The 16,497-nt window shown below is 59.9% G+C and carries 14 protein-coding genes and 1 other RNA gene; 1 reads left to right on the forward strand and 14 read right to left on the reverse strand.

Going from position 1 to position 16,497, the window contains the following annotated elements:
• Window positions 1-40: 40 nt before the first annotated feature.
• From ftsW to JJQ51_RS15450, 14 genes are all read right to left on the reverse strand, one after another.
• The gene (ftsW, locus tag JJQ51_RS15385) at window positions 41-1,195 is read right to left on the reverse strand and encodes a putative lipid II flippase FtsW (protein ID WP_069612536.1); all 1,155 of its coding nucleotides are present in this window, start codon (window positions 1,193-1,195) and stop codon (window positions 41-43) included.
• A 1-nt stretch (window position 1,196) separates the two neighbouring features.
• Window positions 1,197-2,609 carry a UDP-N-acetylmuramoyl-L-alanine--D-glutamate ligase gene (gene murD / locus JJQ51_RS15390; RefSeq protein ID WP_113351964.1) on the reverse strand — a complete coding sequence of 471 codons (1,413 nt, stop codon included), beginning with the start codon at window positions 2,607-2,609 and terminating at the stop codon, window positions 1,197-1,199.
• Window positions 2,610-2,616: 7 nt separating this feature from the next.
• Window positions 2,617-3,738, reverse strand: a complete 1,122-nt coding sequence (gene mraY / locus JJQ51_RS15395; protein ID WP_113351963.1) for a phospho-N-acetylmuramoyl-pentapeptide-transferase — start codon at window positions 3,736-3,738, stop codon at window positions 2,617-2,619.
• 11 nt (window positions 3,739-3,749) lie between these two features.
• Complete coding sequence (locus JJQ51_RS15400) at window positions 3,750-5,210, reverse strand: UDP-N-acetylmuramoylalanyl-D-glutamyl-2,6-diaminopimelate--D-alanyl-D-alanine ligase (protein ID WP_113351962.1); 1,461 nt, start codon at window positions 5,208-5,210, stop codon at window positions 3,750-3,752.
• Window positions 5,207-6,670, reverse strand: a complete 1,464-nt coding sequence (locus JJQ51_RS15405; protein WP_113351961.1) for a UDP-N-acetylmuramoyl-L-alanyl-D-glutamate--2,6-diaminopimelate ligase — start codon at window positions 6,668-6,670, stop codon at window positions 5,207-5,209. Before JJQ51_RS15405 ends, JJQ51_RS15400 begins: the two co-directional genes overlap by 4 nt.
• 66 nt (window positions 6,671-6,736) lie before the next feature.
• Complete coding sequence (locus tag JJQ51_RS15410; protein ID WP_113351960.1) at window positions 6,737-8,491, reverse strand: peptidoglycan D,D-transpeptidase FtsI family protein; 1,755 nt, start codon at window positions 8,489-8,491, stop codon at window positions 6,737-6,739.
• On the reverse strand, window positions 8,491-9,012 hold the full coding sequence (ftsL, locus tag JJQ51_RS15415) for a cell division protein FtsL (protein WP_113332903.1): 522 nt from the start codon (window positions 9,010-9,012) through the stop codon (window positions 8,491-8,493). Before ftsL ends, JJQ51_RS15410 begins: the two co-directional genes overlap by 1 nt.
• 1 nt (window position 9,013) lies before the next feature.
• Complete coding sequence (rsmH, locus tag JJQ51_RS15420; protein WP_113351959.1) at window positions 9,014-10,039, reverse strand: 16S rRNA (cytosine(1402)-N(4))-methyltransferase RsmH; 1,026 nt, start codon at window positions 10,037-10,039, stop codon at window positions 9,014-9,016.
• Window positions 10,040-10,053: 14 nt separating this feature from the next.
• Window positions 10,054-10,494 carry a division/cell wall cluster transcriptional repressor MraZ gene (gene mraZ / locus JJQ51_RS15425; RefSeq protein ID WP_233788704.1) on the reverse strand — a complete coding sequence of 147 codons (441 nt, stop codon included), beginning with the start codon at window positions 10,492-10,494 and terminating at the stop codon, window positions 10,054-10,056.
• A gap of 430 nt (window positions 10,495-10,924) precedes the next feature.
• An RNA gene (gene rnpB / locus JJQ51_RS15430) (RNase P RNA component class A) lies at window positions 10,925-11,324 on the reverse strand.
• A 67-nt stretch (window positions 11,325-11,391) separates the two neighbouring features.
• Entirely contained in the window at window positions 11,392-12,585 is a 1,194-nt protein-coding gene (locus JJQ51_RS15435) for an NAD(P)/FAD-dependent oxidoreductase (protein WP_113352052.1), read from the reverse strand.
• A 78-nt stretch (window positions 12,586-12,663) separates the two neighbouring features.
• Complete coding sequence (locus JJQ51_RS15440; RefSeq protein WP_069612544.1) at window positions 12,664-13,221, reverse strand: lytic transglycosylase domain-containing protein; 558 nt, start codon at window positions 13,219-13,221, stop codon at window positions 12,664-12,666.
• Between the two features lie 267 nt (window positions 13,222-13,488).
• Entirely contained in the window at window positions 13,489-14,250 is a 762-nt protein-coding gene (locus JJQ51_RS15445; protein WP_113351957.1) for an N-acetylmuramoyl-L-alanine amidase, read from the reverse strand.
• Window positions 14,247-14,957 carry a J domain-containing protein gene (locus JJQ51_RS15450; protein WP_113332898.1) on the reverse strand — a complete coding sequence of 237 codons (711 nt, stop codon included), beginning with the start codon at window positions 14,955-14,957 and terminating at the stop codon, window positions 14,247-14,249. The genes JJQ51_RS15445 and JJQ51_RS15450 overlap by 4 nt, the downstream gene beginning before the upstream one ends.
• 274 nt (window positions 14,958-15,231) lie before the next feature.
• On the opposite strand from JJQ51_RS15450, the gene JJQ51_RS15455 reads away from it, so the two are divergent.
• A complete protein-coding gene (locus JJQ51_RS15455) occupies window positions 15,232-16,443 on the forward strand; it encodes a pyrophosphate--fructose-6-phosphate 1-phosphotransferase (RefSeq protein ID WP_269244861.1) in 1,212 nt (403 codons plus the stop codon).
• Window positions 16,444-16,497: the final 54 nt, after the last annotated feature.

Genomic DNA, 16,497 nt, shown 5'->3' on the forward strand with positions numbered 1-16,497 from the left:
AGGAGATATGAGGAGCGGATGGCCGGTAGTCCCAAGACGATCACTCCGCCGGCAATCCGTGCGTCACGCGGAACATGGTCCGGTCCTGCGCACGCTTTTCCGGCCTGTGACGCGTCAGCGCCAGAATGAAGCCTGCCGTCACGCAGATCGCGGTCATCGACGAACCGCCGTAGGAAATCAGCGGCAGCGTCATGCCCTTGGCCGGCAGCAGCTGCAGGTTCACGCCGATGTTGATGATCGATTGGATGCCGATCTGCAGCACCAGACCGGCGACGGCAAAACGGTTGAAGTCGTTCTTCTCCTTGTAGGCATGCGACAGGCCGCGCAACACGAGGAAGGCGAAGATCAGCACGAGCACGATGCAGAAGATGGCACCGAACTCTTCGGCCGCCACCGAGAAGATGAAGTCGGTATGGGCGTCCGGAATGATACGCTTGACGATGCCCTCGCCAGGACCGACGCCGAACCAGTTGCCATGGACGATCGCTTCCTTGGCGGTGTCGACCTGGAACGTATCGCCCTCGCCCGTCAGAAACTTGTTCACGCGTTGCGCCACGTGATCGAAGACATAATAGGCCGTGACGAAACCGCCCGCGCCGAGGCCGCCGAGCACGATGATCCACAGCCAGGGCATGCCGGCCATGAAGAACATGCCGCCCCAGACGGCGGTCGTCAGGATCGTCTGGCCAAGGTCAGGCTGCGCGACGAGCAAAGCGACGACGATGCCAAAGAGGATGATGGCGAAGAGATTACCCGGAATTTCCGGCTGACGTGCATGTTCGGAAAACAGCCAGGCGCAGACGACGACGAAAGCCGGCTTCATGAATTCCGAAGGCTGGATCGACAAGGCCGCGATATTCACCCAGCGCCGCGAGCCCTTGACCTCGATGCCGAAGAAAAGCGCGAAAAGCATCATCGCCAGCGATACGATCAGCAGGATGACGGCGGTCCGTCGCACCTGTCGGGGCGTCATGAAGGAAATGCCGATCATCGCCGCGATCGCCGGTATGAGGAACAGGGCGTGGCGCTTGACGAAATGGAACGGCTCAAGCCCGATACGCTCCGCCACCGCCGGTGAAGCCGCGAAGGACAGCATGAAGCCGATGCCGATCAAGAGGATGAAAAGGGCGAGAAACACGCGGTCGATGGTCCAGAACCATTCGGCCAAGGCCCCACGTTCAACGCGGCTTACCATATCACTTGCCTCCAGTTGCTGAACCGATCAGCATGGTGACGCCGTCGATCGCCGCGACATGGCTGACGAAGGCGTCGCCTCTGACCTCGAAATTCTTGTACTGATCGAAGCTTGCGCAAGCCGGTGACAGCATCACCGCTGCGGACTCCCGTTCATCCCTGTCCGCGTCCGCGGCAGCATGTGCCACGGCGCGTTCCAGCGTGCCGGAAATCTCATAAGGAACCTGATCGCCAAGTGTTGCCGCAAAGGCGGGTGCCGCCTCACCGATCAGATAGGCCTTGGCGATACGCGGAAAGAGCGGCGCCAGACTGGTGATGCCACCCTCCTTCGGCAGACCGCCCGCGATCCAGTAGATATTTTCGTAGCTCGAAAGCGCGGGGGCTGCCGCATCCGCATTGGTCGCCTTGGAATCGTTGACGAAGACGATCCGGCCGCGCCTTCCCACCGGCTGCATGCGATGCTTGAGGCCGGGGAAGGATTTCAGTCCGGCCCGGATCTCCTCGGCAGAAATGCCGACGGCGAGGCAGGCGGCAATCGCCGCGGCTGCGTTCTGTGCGTTATGGCCGCCGCGCAAGGTCTGGATACCATCGAGATCGGTGATCTCGCTTGCCGCACCGTTCGATGCCTGCAGGATACGGCTGCCCTCGGCATAGAGGCCATCCGCTAGGGCATGCCGGCGCGAAATTCGCGTGACCTTGCCGCCGGCTCGCTCGATACGGTCGGCGATCAGGGAGGAATAGCTGTCATCGACGCCGACGACGGCGACATCGCTGCCCGCGACAAGCCGCTCCTTGATGTCAGCGTAATGTTGCATCGTGCCATGGCGATCGAGATGATCGGGCGTCAGGTTTAGCAGGATGCCGGCGGACGGGTTGAGCGTCGGCGCCAGATCGATCTGATAGGAGGAGCATTCGACGACGTAGAAACGTCCGGATTTCGGCGGATCGAGCGTCAGCACCGCCGTACCGATATTGCCGCCGAGCTGCGTGTCCCGCCCGCTCGATTGCAGGATATGGGCGATCAGCGCCGTCGTCGTCGATTTGCCATTCGTGCCGGTGATCGCGATGAAAGGGCAATCCGGGGCATGTGCCCGCCGCTCCCTGACGAAAAGCTCGACATCGCCGATAATCTCAACACTGGCGGCATGGGCAAGATCGACGGTCCAGTGCGGCTTCGGGTGCGTCAGTGGCACGCCGGGCGACAGCACGAAAACCGACAGGCTGTTCCAGTCGATCGTCCTGAGATCGGCAACCGCTATTCCCTCGGCAGCCGCCTTAGCCACGCTGTCCGGATTGTCGTCCCAGGCCGTGACATCGGCGCCGCCGGCAACGAGCGCGTGTGCCGTGGCAAAACCGGAGCCGCCAAGGCCGAAGAGAGCGACCTTCTTTCCGTTCAGCGTGGAGACCGGAATCATCGACGCCTCACCGCAGCTTCAGGGTGGAAAGGCCGATCATCGCGAGAATGACGGCGACGATCCAGAAACGCACGACGACCTGGCTCTCCGTCCAGCCCTTCTTTTCGAAGTGATGGTGGATCGGCGCCATCAGGAAGACGCGACGCTTCGTCATCTTGAAGAAGCCGACTTGAATGATGACGGAAAGCGCCTCAAGCACGAAGAGACCGCCGATGATCGCCATGACGATCTCGTGTTTGGTGGCGACGGCAACGGAGCCGATCATGCCGCCGAGAGCCAGCGAACCAGTATCGCCCATGAAGATTGCGGCTGGCGGCGCGTTGAACCAGAGGAAACCGAGGCCGGCGCCGATGACAGCACCAAGGACGACAGCCAGTTCGCCCGTTCCAGGCACGAAATTGATCGCGAGATAGTCGGCAAAGACGAAGTTGCCGGCGAGGTAGGCGATGATGCCGAAGGAGGCCGCGGCAATCATCACAGGCACGATCGCCAGCCCATCCAGGCCGTCCGTCAGGTTGACGGCGTTACCGGCGGCAACAATGACGAAAGCGCCAAAAAATACAAAGAACATGCCGAGATTCAGCAGCAAGTTCTTGAAGAAGGGGAAGGCGACCGACGAGCCGAAGGTGGAGCCGGCAGGACCGGAGGACAGCGCCGTCGTCATCATGAAATAGACGGCAATCGCGGCAATCACGAATTCGATGCCGAGTCGTGCGCGGCCGGAAAAGCCCTTGTCGCTCTGCTTCGTGACCTTGAGATAATCGTCGTAGAAGCCAATGGCACCGAAACCGAGCGTCACAAGCAAGGTGGCGACGACGTAGACATTGGCAAGATCAGCCCACAGCAGCGACGAGACTACGATACCCGCCAGGATCATCAGGCCGCCCATGGTCGGGGTGCCGGCCTTCTTGAAATGGGTCTGCGGACCATCAGCGCGGATCGGCTGCCCTTTGCCTTGACGCACGCGCAGGGAGGAGATGATTCGCGGCCCGAAGAGAAAAACGATCAACGCTGACGTGAACAGGGCACCGCCGGTACGGAACGTGATGTATCTGAACAGATTGAGGAATCTGAAGTGGGTACTGAAAAAATGAATATGGTCCGACAGTTCGGCAAGCCAGATCAGCATAAGAGCCCTTTCTAAAGCCCCTGATGGGTGTGGGGGCCCGTGTCGGAAAATGCGGGAAATTTGTCAAGCAAGCCCGCGACGATCTTTCCGAACCCCATTCCAAGCGACGATTTCACCATCAAGACATCGCCGGGGGCGACAGAATTGAGCGCGAATTCCGAGAGCTCCTCAGTCGTCTCGTGATATTCGACATGAACACTTTCCGGCAGCTCATCCCGCAAAGCCGCCATCTCCGGACCAGCCAGCCAGACATGCTCGATGCCAGCCGCAAGCAGCGGCCCGGCAAGGTTGGCATGCACGCGCTGGGCATAATCCCCCATTTCCAACATGTCGCCGAGCATAGCGATCCGCCTGCCCACCCGTCCGCCTGGTCCGGCATGCGGCGATGTCGTCGCCAGCAACGCGATGGCCGCGCGCATGGAGGCAGGATTGGCGTTGTAGCTTTCGTCGATCAGCGTGAAGTAGCCGTTGCCGATCGCGCGCTTGTGGCGTTGGCCCCTGCCCTTTTCCGGCTGCAGGTCGGCCAGCGCATCGACCGCTTGATCGAGATCGGCCTCCACGAGCATGACGGCGCCCAGCACGGCAAGCGCGTTTTCCGCGATATGACGACCAGGGGCGCCAAGCGCCACTTCCATGGTCTCGCCGCCGATCGTCAGCCAAAGCGTCGAATTCTCTTCCGAAGCATTGAATTCGGCGAGGCGCACATCGGCCTTCGCATGCTGGCCGAAGCTATGGATGTGCTCGATGCCGGCCGCCATGGCAGCCTTCTCCAGCATCTCGAACTGATCGTTGTCGTGATTGAGAATGGCATGACCGCCCGGCACGACACCGTCGAATATCTCCGCCTTTGCGGCAGCAATCTCGGTGATGCTGTTGAAATTGCCGAGATGGGCCGGCGCAATTGTGGTGATGATCGCGACATGCGGCTGCACCATCTTGACCAGCGGCCTAATCTCTTCGGGATGGTTCATACCGATCTCGAAAACGCCGAAATCGGTATCCTCAGGCATGCGAGCCAATGTCAGCGGCACGCCCCAATGATTGTTGAAGGAAGCAACGGAGGCATGCACCTTGCCCGAAGGCGTCAGCGCGCGGCGCAGCATCTCTTTAGTCGTCGTCTTGCCGACCGAACCGGTGACGGCGATAATCTTCGCCTGCGTGCGCTTGCGGGCGGCAACACCGAGCCGCGCAAGCGCCGCCAAGACGTCATCGACGACCACCTTCGGCACGGCCAGGCCGCCCATCGCAGGCAAGCGTGCCTCACTGATCACGATGAAAGCGGCGCCGTTCGCCATAGCGATATTGGCATAGTCATGACCATCGACGCGATCGCCCTTGATGGCGAAAAAGGCTTCGCCCGGCTTGATGGAACGACTGTCTATGGAAATGCCCGTAATGCCCTCAGGCAGCACTCCGAAAGAGCGGCCGGAGATTGCAGCGATCAGATCCTCAGTTGTCCATAGCCAGCTCAAGACTTCAAATCCTCCAATGCTTTGCGCAATTCGGCATGATCGGAGAACGGCAGCGTTACACTGCCGATCGTCTGACCTTCCTCATGCCCCTTGCCGGCAACGATCAGCGTGTCGCCGGATTTCAGTAGGCCGACAGCCTTGCGGATCGCTTCGGCGCGATCGCCGATCTCCGTCGCGCAAGCGGCAGCCGCCATGATCTCCGAGCGGATCGCCGCCGGATCCTCAGAGCGCGGGTTGTCGTCGGTGACAATGACGACATCGGCCAGACGGCAGGCGATCTCACCCATGATCGGACGCTTGCCGCGATCGCGGTCGCCGCCACAGCCGAAGAGGACGATGACCCGGCCCGTCGTAAACGGCCGCACCGAATTCAGGACGTTTTCCAGCGCATCCGGCTTGTGAGCATAGTCGACATAGGCGAGCGCGCCGTCATGCGTATGACCGACCAGCTCCAGGCGGCCGGACGCACCGACGAGCTTTTCGAGCGCTGCCATGGCAACCGGTGCGGCAACACCCGTCGAAATGGCGAGGCCGGCCGCGACCAGCGCATTGGCGATCTGGAAATCTCCGGCAAGCGGGATATGAACTTCGAAGATATCGTCGCCAACATGGACCTCGGCGATCTGCTTGTGGCGAAAATGCTCGACGCGCTTCAGCGTCAGGAAATCGCCCTTGCGCCCGACGGTGCGGACATCATGCCCAGCGTCTCTGGCGGCGGCAATCGCCTGCGCAGACCAGGCGTCATCGGCAAAGATAACAGCTGGCGAACCCTTCGGCAGCAAATCGCGGAACAGCCGCATCTTGGCCGCCATATAGTCCTCGACCGTCGGATGGTAATCCATGTGATCGCGGCCGAGATTGGTGAAGGCAGCAGCAGCAAGCTTCACGCCGTCGAGCCGGAACTGGTCGAGGCCGTGGCTGGATGCTTCCATCGCCGCATGGGTAACGCCCTCGTCCGCCAGTTCGGCCAGCAACTTGTGCAACGACACCGGATCGGGCGTCGTCAGCGCGCCATATTCGTTGCGGGTCGGTGAAACGACGCCCGTCGTGCCGATCATGGCGGCCGGATGGCCGGCATATGCCCAGATCTGGCGCGTGAAAGAAGCAACGGAGGTCTTGCCCGCAGTTCCCGTCACCGCCACCATGGTTTCCGGCTGGCGCCCGTAAAAACGGGAAGCGGCGACAGCGAGGAACCGGCGCGGCTCGTCAACCTGCAGCAGCGGCACATTACCGGCATCAGCCAAGTGACCCGCAACGATAACGGAAGCACCGCGCGAAACGGCATCGGCAATGAAACTTGCTCCATCCGCCTTCGTGCCGGCAACGGCAACAAAGGCCATGCCTGGCGCCACTTTACGGCTGTCGGCGGAGATCCCGCTTATCTCAAGATCGCCAAGCGCTCCGCCAATATGTGTGTTGAGTTCCGGAAACTCATTTCCGGCAATATCCCGCAAGTTCATCGAATGTACTTTTCGCCTTCTCGATCAGTCCGCCCCTCGCGAATCGACGTGTGTATTCTTTCACGCTTAATAAGACGCCAGCAAGGCCGAGTCATCTTTTCCAAAACTGGGCTGTACCCCGAGAATTGGCGCCGCGCGAGCGACGATGTCACGCGCGATCGGCAATGCCGTGAAGGCCGAAATCGTCCCACCGCCGCGCTCGCCGCTCTTCGGCTCATCGATGAACGTCATGACGATATATTGCGGATTGTCGATCGGAAACACGGCCATGAAGGTATTGAAGTTCAGCGTATTGGAATACCGGCCGTTGACCACCTTATCGGCCGTGCCGGTCTTGCTGCCGACATTGTAGCCGGGAACGCGGGCGTTGCGACCCGAGCCCCTGGTGCCGTTGAACTCGAGCAGGAAGCGCACGTCATCACTGGTACTCTTCTTGACGACCATCTTGGCGATGGCATCGGCCTGGTCGCGCGTGCGCGGCAGGAAGGTCGGTTCTATCAGCTTGCCGCCATTGACGAGCGCTGCTCCCGCAACGGCTGTCTGCAAGGGCGTCGTCGAGACGCCGTGGCCGAAAGAGATTGTTATAGAATTGATCTTCTTCCAGACCCGTGGCTGCGACGGCATCTTCACTTCGGGCAACTCGGTCTGCATCTTCGTGAGCAGGCCGATACGGGTAAGGAACTCCTTATGCCCCTCGATCCCGACAAGATCGGCGATCTTGGCCGTGCCGATGTTCGAGGAGTACTGGAAAATTTCGGGAACCGTCAAAACGCGCCGCTGACCGTGGAAATCCTTGATGGTAAAGCCACCGATGCGAATCGGATTGGTGGCATCGAAGGCATCACGCAACGTCACCTTGCCATCATCCAGCGCCATGGCCATAGTGAAGGTCTTGAAGGTCGACCCCATTTCGAACGTGCCATTCGTCATGCGATTGAGCCAGCCTTCCGTGGCGCCCTCGTTCGGATAGTTCGGATCGAAGTCCGGAGCCGAGGCCATACCGAGAACCTCGCCGGTGTGGACGTCGAGGACTGCGGCACCTGCGCCCTTGGCCTGGAAATTCTTGACGGCATTAACGACCGCATCGCGAACGATGCCTTGTACGCGCAGATCGATCGAAAGCTTCACCGGCTGCAGCGGCTGATCGTTGGTCATTCCCGCAGCAGCGAGGTCGGCGAGCCCCTGGTCGTCGATATATTTCTCCATGCCCGCAACGCCGCGATTGTCGATGTTGACATAGCCGAGAATATGGGGGGCAGTCGTACCGCCCGGATAAAAGCGGCGCTTCTCCGGACGAAAGCCGATGCCCGGAATGCCGAGCGCCAAAATCTGGTTCTGCTGCTTCGGCGTCAGCTGCCGACGGAGCCAGGCAAAGTGCGAGGATTTCGCCGAAAGCTTTTTGTAGGTGGATTTGGTATCGAGATCCGGCAGAACCTTGCGCAATTCCTCGACGGCTTCGTCCGCGTCGATGATCTTGTTCGGCTCGGCAAACAGCGAGACCGTGCGGATGTCGGTTGCCAGCAGGGCGCCATTACGGTCGACGATATCAGGACGCGAGGCCATCAGACGATCCGGAGGCAGAATGCTTGACGTCATCTCAGGCAATGTCATGGCGAATTGGACAAGCCGGCCGCCGATCACGCAATAGACGGCGACGAAGCTTGCGACCAAAAGGACGACGCGGCTCTTTGCCTGACTGGACTTGCGCTTGCGCGCACCCTCAAAGCTCGAACGAGAAAAGCCGTCGCTTGGGCGGTTATTGCCGTCAGTGGAGAAATGGGCCTTGCTCTTCAGGACCATGATGCGCGAAAGAAAAGACATCAGTCCCTCACCGATCCCGTTGCCATGTTGTCGACATCCGGCTTCTTGCGCTTGGCAAGAGCAGGCGGTTTCGGTCGCGGCGCCGGAGCGGCTGCGACATCGGCGATGGCCTTCCTGATCTGAGCATCCGTCGTATCGCCGTTGCTCGAGGCCACCGATGCGCCGCTCTTGGCACCGCCTGCCTTGCCGCTCTTCGGATCGTTGGAGGCCGTTACCGTCGGCGGCGGAAGCTGCGAGCGCAACATCGGCAATTCGCTCGGCTGAACGATCGCCGTCGAGAGCGTCGGCTGCAGCTGAAGTTCGCTGTTGTAGGTGTTGACGAGGCGTTCGAGCCGGTTCGGCTGAGAAACCAGTGCCCAGTCCGCCTTGAGGAGATCGATCGTATCCCTCTCTAGCTTGATTTCGGATTCGAGGCGGCGAACCTCTTCCAGCTTCAGCTCGGCACGATGCTTGATCGTATAGGTCACGCTGGCCATGGCCGTCATGACGCCGATCAGCACAATGTCAAAAGTCTTCAGCATTTTAGCCCCCAAGCTTTCCAAGACTGGCGAGACTGGGCAGATCGAAGATCGAAAGATCTGTCGCCCCTGCCGGAGCCAAGGTGCGAACCCCCGCACGCAACTTGGCCGAACGAGCGCGCGGATTGGCTTCCGCTTCGGCATCGCTCGCAGAAATCATCGATTTGCCGACCGGCTCGAAAGTGGCGGGCCGCTCATTCACGATCGGCATGTGACGCGATCCGGCAGCACGACCCGAACGGTCGGCGAAGAACTTCTTGACGATGCGATCCTCCAGCGAATGGAAGGTCACGACAACGAGGCGCCCGCCCGGCTTGAGCGCGCGCTCGGCTGCAAACAATGCCTGAGCCAGCTCACCGAGCTCGTCATTGACGAAAATCCGCAGGGCCTGAAAGACCCGCGTCGCCGGATGAATCTTGTCCTTCGCCTTTCTCGGTGTCACGACCTCGATCAACCCGGCCAGATCGCGCGTCGTCACGAAAGGCGCTTCCGCGCGCCGTTTCTCGATCGCGTGAGCGATGCGCGGCGCCTGCTTTTCCTCGCCCAGAAACACGAAGATGCGAATGAGATCAGCAAGCTTGGCGCGATTGACGACATCGGCGGCCGAGACACCGCTCGCCGACATACGCATGTCAAGCGGGCCGTTTTTGCTGAAGGAAAAACCGCGCTCGGCCTCGTCAAGCTGCATGGAGGAGACGCCGATATCGAGCACGACGCCATCGAGACCGCCTTCAGGAGCGTGCTCAGCCAGCTGAGAAAACTGCGATTGAATGAGCTTGAGATGGCCGTCATGAGCAGAAACCAGCGCCTGCCCTGCAGCAATCGCTGTCGGATCGCGATCGAGCGCGATCACATTGGCGCCAGCCTTGAGGATGGCTGAGGTATAGCCGCCAGCCCCGAACGTTCCATCGAGGATGACCTTGCCAGGCGCCGGAGCCAGCGCCTCCAACACCTCGCGAAGAAGAACCGGAATGTGACGAACCGGTCCGCCACCGGCATCAGAAGAACCTCCGCCTGAATTCGCCGCCATTCCGTTTCCCCGCTTTATTCCGAGCGCCCGCCCGCCAGCCTGCGCTCCTCTCGTGCCTGCGACTGCAAGGCCAAGAAGGCCTCCGGTCGCCACAATTGAAAATGATCCGCCCGACCGACGAAGGTTACTTCGCTTGCGATCCCGGTGAAGTCGCGAATGAAATCCGTGACCATCAGCCGCCCTTCCGCATCGAGCTTCATGAAGACCCCGCCCCCGTGAATGAGGAGCGACATCTGGTTTGCCGTCGACGAAAACGGATCGTCCGCCGCAATCTGCCGCTCGAAGCGATCGAGCAGATCGAGACCACCGACGCTGATCGCCGGAAACACAAAATCCTGAAAGCAGTACAGCTCCTGGATATTGCGCTCGGCCAACACAGAACGAAACGCCGCCGGCACGGAAACCCGCCCCTTGGAATCGATCCGGTTGGTCGCATTTGACAGGAAGCGGTTCATGACGCGAAACACCCGTCCCCCATGACCCGCAAACCGCTACTCGCTTACAGGCACAGCCAAAATCGGACACAGCTTCGCAAGCCGAAAGAGCCGACACCCCTTCGACACTCCCAGAACGGGAGCAATCATGGCTTTGCGATAATTGGGCTCTGATTTGCCCTTGTGCAGTGTTCTTTTGGGATACCATGGGACCATATGGGCGTCAATGGGATGAAGCCACGTCAGACGTGGCCGCAGCCTGAATATTCATAAGACGTTAAGTTTAACGAAAGGTTAGGATCGGCTTCAGGATACGTCCCGAAACGGATTGTTTTCACAGGTTAAAACCCTCGTCTATCGAGGGCTGAAAGCCTTGAAATGCAGGGCATTCGGCAGCTTCAAAAATTATTTGGCGGAAGCGTTGAACGCACCGCCCGAAGTAGCGCGATGATTTGCCAGTTGGCCTGTAAGCCGGGTTCTGTATGGCTCCGGCCAAGACCGGAACGTGGCAGCCATTCATCTGGGACGCCGCTTGCGCGACGCCTCGTGCAACCCACCCGGATGACCGGCCCGGAAACAGGCTGGAGCGCTTGCGCACTCCGTGTCATCCCTATTCGGTTTTGCTCCCGGTGGGGTTTTCCGTGCCGTCGCTGTTGCCAGAGACGCGGTGGGCTCTTACCCCACCCTTTCACCCTTACCCGATCCGGAGATCGGGCGGTTTGCTTTCTGTGGCACTTTCCCTGAGGTTGCCCCCGCCGGACGTTATCCGGCACCGTGTTTCCGTGGAGCCCGGACTTTCCTCACCCCATCGCCTTTCGGCATTGATGAAGCGCGGCTGCCCGGCCAACTGGCACAGGCTCATTAACCGAGACCGCCCGCAATTGCCACCGAAATATGCTGGTTTGTGAAGAGCGGATGTCAGTTGCGGAAATGCGCTGAGAAATCCGTGCTGTAGCCTTCGTCGTTGATTCGGCCTGTAAGCAGCAGTTCCGCCCCAAGCCGTCCGATTTCATCGGAACTCTTGGCGGCCGTACCGCAGCCACCCGTCAGAACCGCAACACGCAGCGAAGAGGTATAGCCGATCATGGGATAGCCCGTTGGCGAATAGGAGACGGCACAGGAATTGGTGAAAGCCGGTGGCCGCCTCAGGCCGGGAACGAGCCCATGGAATATCCGCACCAGATGCTCGCGAGCCTTGTCGCGGCCGGCGGTGCGGAACCAGGCACGTAGCTCCGCCTCGGTCGTGAATTGCAAATCATCGGGATCGCCACCGATCTTCATGTAATATTTGCCGTCCGGATAGCGGATCGGCGGCAGCATATAGATGCTGTCCAAATCATCAGCCGCCTTCGATATCAGCGATGGCATGCCGGAGAGGGCTTGGGCTTCCGCCTCGCTCACCTCGAAGAAAGTGATCGTGCGGCCATAAACCTTCATCTCAACAGGTCGCGGCAAGAGATTCTCGGCAATGGAGAAACCGCCGGCGGCGAGCAATATCTTTTCGGCGCTGAATGTATCGCCTTCCGCCGTCGTGACGACAGCAAGGCCACCCTCATCGCGGATCGACACCGCCGTCTGCTTGATGACACGCGCGCCTGCCTTTTCCGCCAGCAGGGATTGTGCCTTGACCAGCCGGCGCGGGCTGATATGGCCGGCCCCATGCGGTTCGAAGACCCCTTCGCTTCCCGATGCGAAGGAGAAGAAGGGGAACTTCACCTTGAGCTCGGCATCATCGAGGATATCGGTTTGCACGCCGAGCCGCCTGGCCGCTTCCACGACATCGCCGACATAAGCTATTTCACCGCCCCGCTCCGGCCCGACAACAAGGCAGCCGACCGGAGCATAGAATTGAATGCCGCTATCCCGTTCGATATCCGCATAGCGGCTGATCGAACGGTTTGCGAGACGGGCCCAGTTCGTGTCCGGATCGATCGTGCGGGTGATGCGGCCCTCGTCGTAATGACTGCCGAAAACACCCTGATGGCTGGCGCGATCTTCAGGTTCATCCGGCCCGATGACGGCAACGCCGTCCGTTTGGTTTGCCAGGTGACGGGCAGCGGCTGCCCCCATCATGCCCCGGCCAACGACGATGAACCTGAAATCCGCTGCCATGCTGTAACCCTCATCCATAGTCGCGATTTCGATAGCACGGAAAACGATTCCGCCCTATCCGAAATCCTGGCATGAATGTCAGTCCAGAAGGGCAAGCACCTTGCCGCAATAACGCTTCGAGATCGGGTTCATGCGCGTGGCGCCGTGGCCGGCATTGTATTTGAGGATGGTGTTGCAGGTCGGTCCGCCGCCAAGGTCCTGCGCCATGGCAAGATATTTCATGCCGAACTTGATGTTCGTTTCGGGATCGTAGAGACCCTTGGTGCGGCCGGTATAGCCCATCAGCTTGGCGGTCGCCGGCTTGATCTGCATCAGGCCGATTTCGCCTGCACTTCCACGAGTTTTCGGATTGAAATTGCTTTCGATCTGAATGACAGCAGTGGCGAGTTCAACTGCAACGCCGTTCTGCTTGGCATATTTGGCAATCAGTGCGGAATAGCGATTTTGCCGTGCGAAGGAGGTCTCGGCGTCGCGCAATTCGGCGGGAACATTGGGAACCGGAAAGCCGGTGGTGCGGCTGACGATCTTAAGAGGAACCGTTTTCTGCTTCGCATGGCGCTCGCCTGCAGAGGCAGAATCATATCCCGCCAGCAGCACGCCCACGCATGCCACAGCCGCAACAATCAAATTTTTCATGTAGTCTTTTGTCTCCAGGGGCGGGACCGCGGATAGCGCAAGCCATCACGTCCGGCTGGAGGCAAAAAGAGCCGCCGGAATGCACAGTCCCCATTAGTCGTCTACGGTCGCGCGACACACAAACCCAGACGGCGCGACCGCCGTTCAGCGAGCGTCGTTAGACCAATGCAATGCGGAGATAATAGGGAAAAGCTGTGGCGCAGCAGGGCGTTACGCGTTTTCGCATCTATAGCCGGCTATAAACACCGATGACAGAACGGAACGAATTCAGGAATAGCGCGGCAGCGCGGCCAGCAGGCGATGCAGCGTATCGATCGTCGAAAAATCGGCAATGCCGTCCACTCGCTCCTGCCGGAAATGGCGCTGGAAGGCTTCAACGTCGCCCTTCAGTTTTTCCGAGAATTCGCCATTTATTTCAGTGCTGTAGCCATAGAGCGAGAGCATCGACTGCAAGGCCTCGATCGGCTGACCGACATCGCCCTTCTGGAAGAAGCGACCGCCGGTGATCGAAGCCGGCTCAACCCAGTGCCCGACACCGGCCGCAGCCAGCCGCGCCCAGGGGAATTTCTCGCCCGGATCGACCTTACGCACAGGGGCAACATCGGAGTGTCCAAGCACCCGTTCAGGCGCGATTGCCCAGCGTTGGCCGCAATCGCGACACAGTTCGATCACCGCTTCGATCTGCGCATCGGGGAATTCAGGCAGTCCGCCGGGATGGCCGGCATTGGCGATCTCGATGCCGATCGACGATGAATTGATATCGGTCTCGCCATGCCACGAACTCTTGCCCGCATGCCACGCTCGGCGCTCTTCGGGAACAAGCTGCATGATCCGCCCGTCCTCGAAGACGAAATAATGGCTCGACACTTGGCTCTCCGGACGACAGAGCCAATCGAGAGCGCCCTCAGCCGTGCCCATACCAGTATAGTGCAGAAGGATGATATCAGGCCGACGTCCATCCCGCCTCTCGCCATGGTTCGGCGAAGGCTGCACATGGGCGCGAGCGAAATCGGCCTGGAATGCACTCATGCTGCGCGGCGTTCTTTCTCGATCTCGGCATAAGCCGCATTCAGAGCCGCCATGCGTTCGTTTGCGATGGCATGGAACTCTTCCGGCACCCCACGCGACACGAGGCGATCCGGATGGTTCTCGTAGACGAGGCCATGGTAGCGGCGGCGGATCGTCGGGAAATCGTCCTGGCGCGAGACGCCGAGCACCTTGTAGGGATCGCGGCCGCCAACATTCACATGGCGCGCCATGATCTGCTCGAACCGCTCTTCGCTCATATGGAAGATTTCGGCCACATGCTGAAGGAAATCCATTTCCTTCTCATGGATCAGGCCATCTGCCTTGGCGATATGGAAGAGACCGTCGAGTACATCTTCCAGCACGGGGCAATTCTTCGTGCAGGTCGCGCAAAGGGAGGACAGCCGCTCCGCATAGGCTTCGTAACCGGCCACGTCCTGGCGCGCCAGATTATAGAGACGGGCGACGTTTTTCGCCTGATCGGGCGGAAATTCGAAGATCTCGCGGAACGCGTTGACCTCGTTTTCCGTCACCACACCGTCTGCTTTCGCCATTTTGGCGGAAAGAGCGATTATGGCGACGGAAAATGCCACCTTACGGCGCGTTTCCGGATCGCCTTCAAAGACGGTGCGAATAGCCTCGACCACCGCCGACAGGGCATTGCCGGCAGTGCTACCGATAGCATTCAGCAATTTTTCCCAGAACGACATGCCGGTCTCTATATCCTACTGAAACAGTAGAACACCTTGATCAAATAATGGTTGCCATTGCAAGCAGTCCATTCGTCGCAAGCCCGAAAACACTTTTCACAATTTGGTAATGATGCTGCAAATGCGAACTATCGTCCAATCGCCCCGCCCCGCTTTTGAAGACGGAACAAACCGCCGCTTTCTTAAATTCTTTACTTTACACCCTTGCTTGCCTGTCGCATCCATTCCACCGCAACCATTGAAATGAAGCAGCTTGTCTGCAAGGAGGATCCCCATGGCCAAACAGAAAGTCGCAATGCTCACTGCCGGTGGATTGGCGCCCTGCCTTTCATCTGCCGTTGGCGGGCTGATCCAGCGCTATAGCGATGTGGCGCCCGATCTCGACATCATCGCCTATCGTTCCGGCTATCAGGGGGTTCTGCTGGGTGACAGCATCGAGGTGACGCAGGCCATGCGCGAGCGCGCCTATCTGCTGCATCGCTATGGCGGCTCGCCGATTGGCAACAGCCGCGTCAAGCTCACCAACATCGCAGACTGCGTCAAGCGCGGCCTGGTCAAGGAAGGCGAAAACCCGCTGCGCGTCGCAGCCGAGCGACTGGCGTCCGACGGCGTTACCATCCTTCACACGATCGGCGGCGACGACACCAATACGACGGCGGCCGATCTTGCTGCCTATCTTGGCGCCAACGGCTATGATCTGACCGTCGTCGGCCTGCCGAAGACTGTTGATAACGACATCGTGCCGATCCGTCAGTCCCTCGGCGCCTGGACGGCTGCCGAAGTCGGTGCTGACTTCTTCGACAATGTCAGCAACGAACAGACAGCGGCCCCAAAGACGCTCGTCATCCATGAAGTGATGGGCCGCCACTGTGGCTGGCTGACCGCTGCAACCGCGCGCGCCTATATTCAGAAGACCAGCGCGAACGAATATGTCGAAGGCTTCATGATGAATGCCGAGATGAAGGGTATCGACGGCCTCTATCTGCCGGAAATGGCATTCGATATCGAGGTGGAAGGCGAACGCCTGCGCAATATCATGGAGAAAACCGGCCAGGTGACGCTCTTCGTATCGGAAGGTGCCGGCCTCGACGCCATCGTTGCCGAACGGGAAGCCTCCGGCGAAACCGTCAAGCGCGACGCCTTCGGCCACGTAAAGATCGACACGATCAATGTCGGCGGCTGGTTCCAGAAACAGTTCGCAGCGATCATCGGCGCCGAACGCTCCATGGTACAGAAGTCGGGCTATTTCGCACGCTCCGCCCCCGCAAACGGCGAGGACCTGCGCCTGATTCAGGGGATGGTCGACCTCGCGGTGGAAAGTGCCCTCAACAAGGTGTCCGGCGTCACGGGACATGATGAAGGTCAGGGCGGTAAGTTGCGAGTCATCGAATTCCCGCGCATCAAGGGCGGCAAGGCCTTCGATATCTCCACTCCCTGGTTCACCGAAGTCATGGACCATATCGGGCAGAAGTACTCACAAGCCTGACCGATCGGCGATCAATCGGCTTAATCGGTGGTCAATCCGCCTGATTGGCAATCA

Origin of the sequence: Rhizobium sp. AG207R, from assembly GCF_027109195.1 — a bacterium.
Classification (GTDB): Bacteria; Pseudomonadota; Alphaproteobacteria; order Rhizobiales; family Rhizobiaceae; genus Rhizobium; species Rhizobium dioscoreae.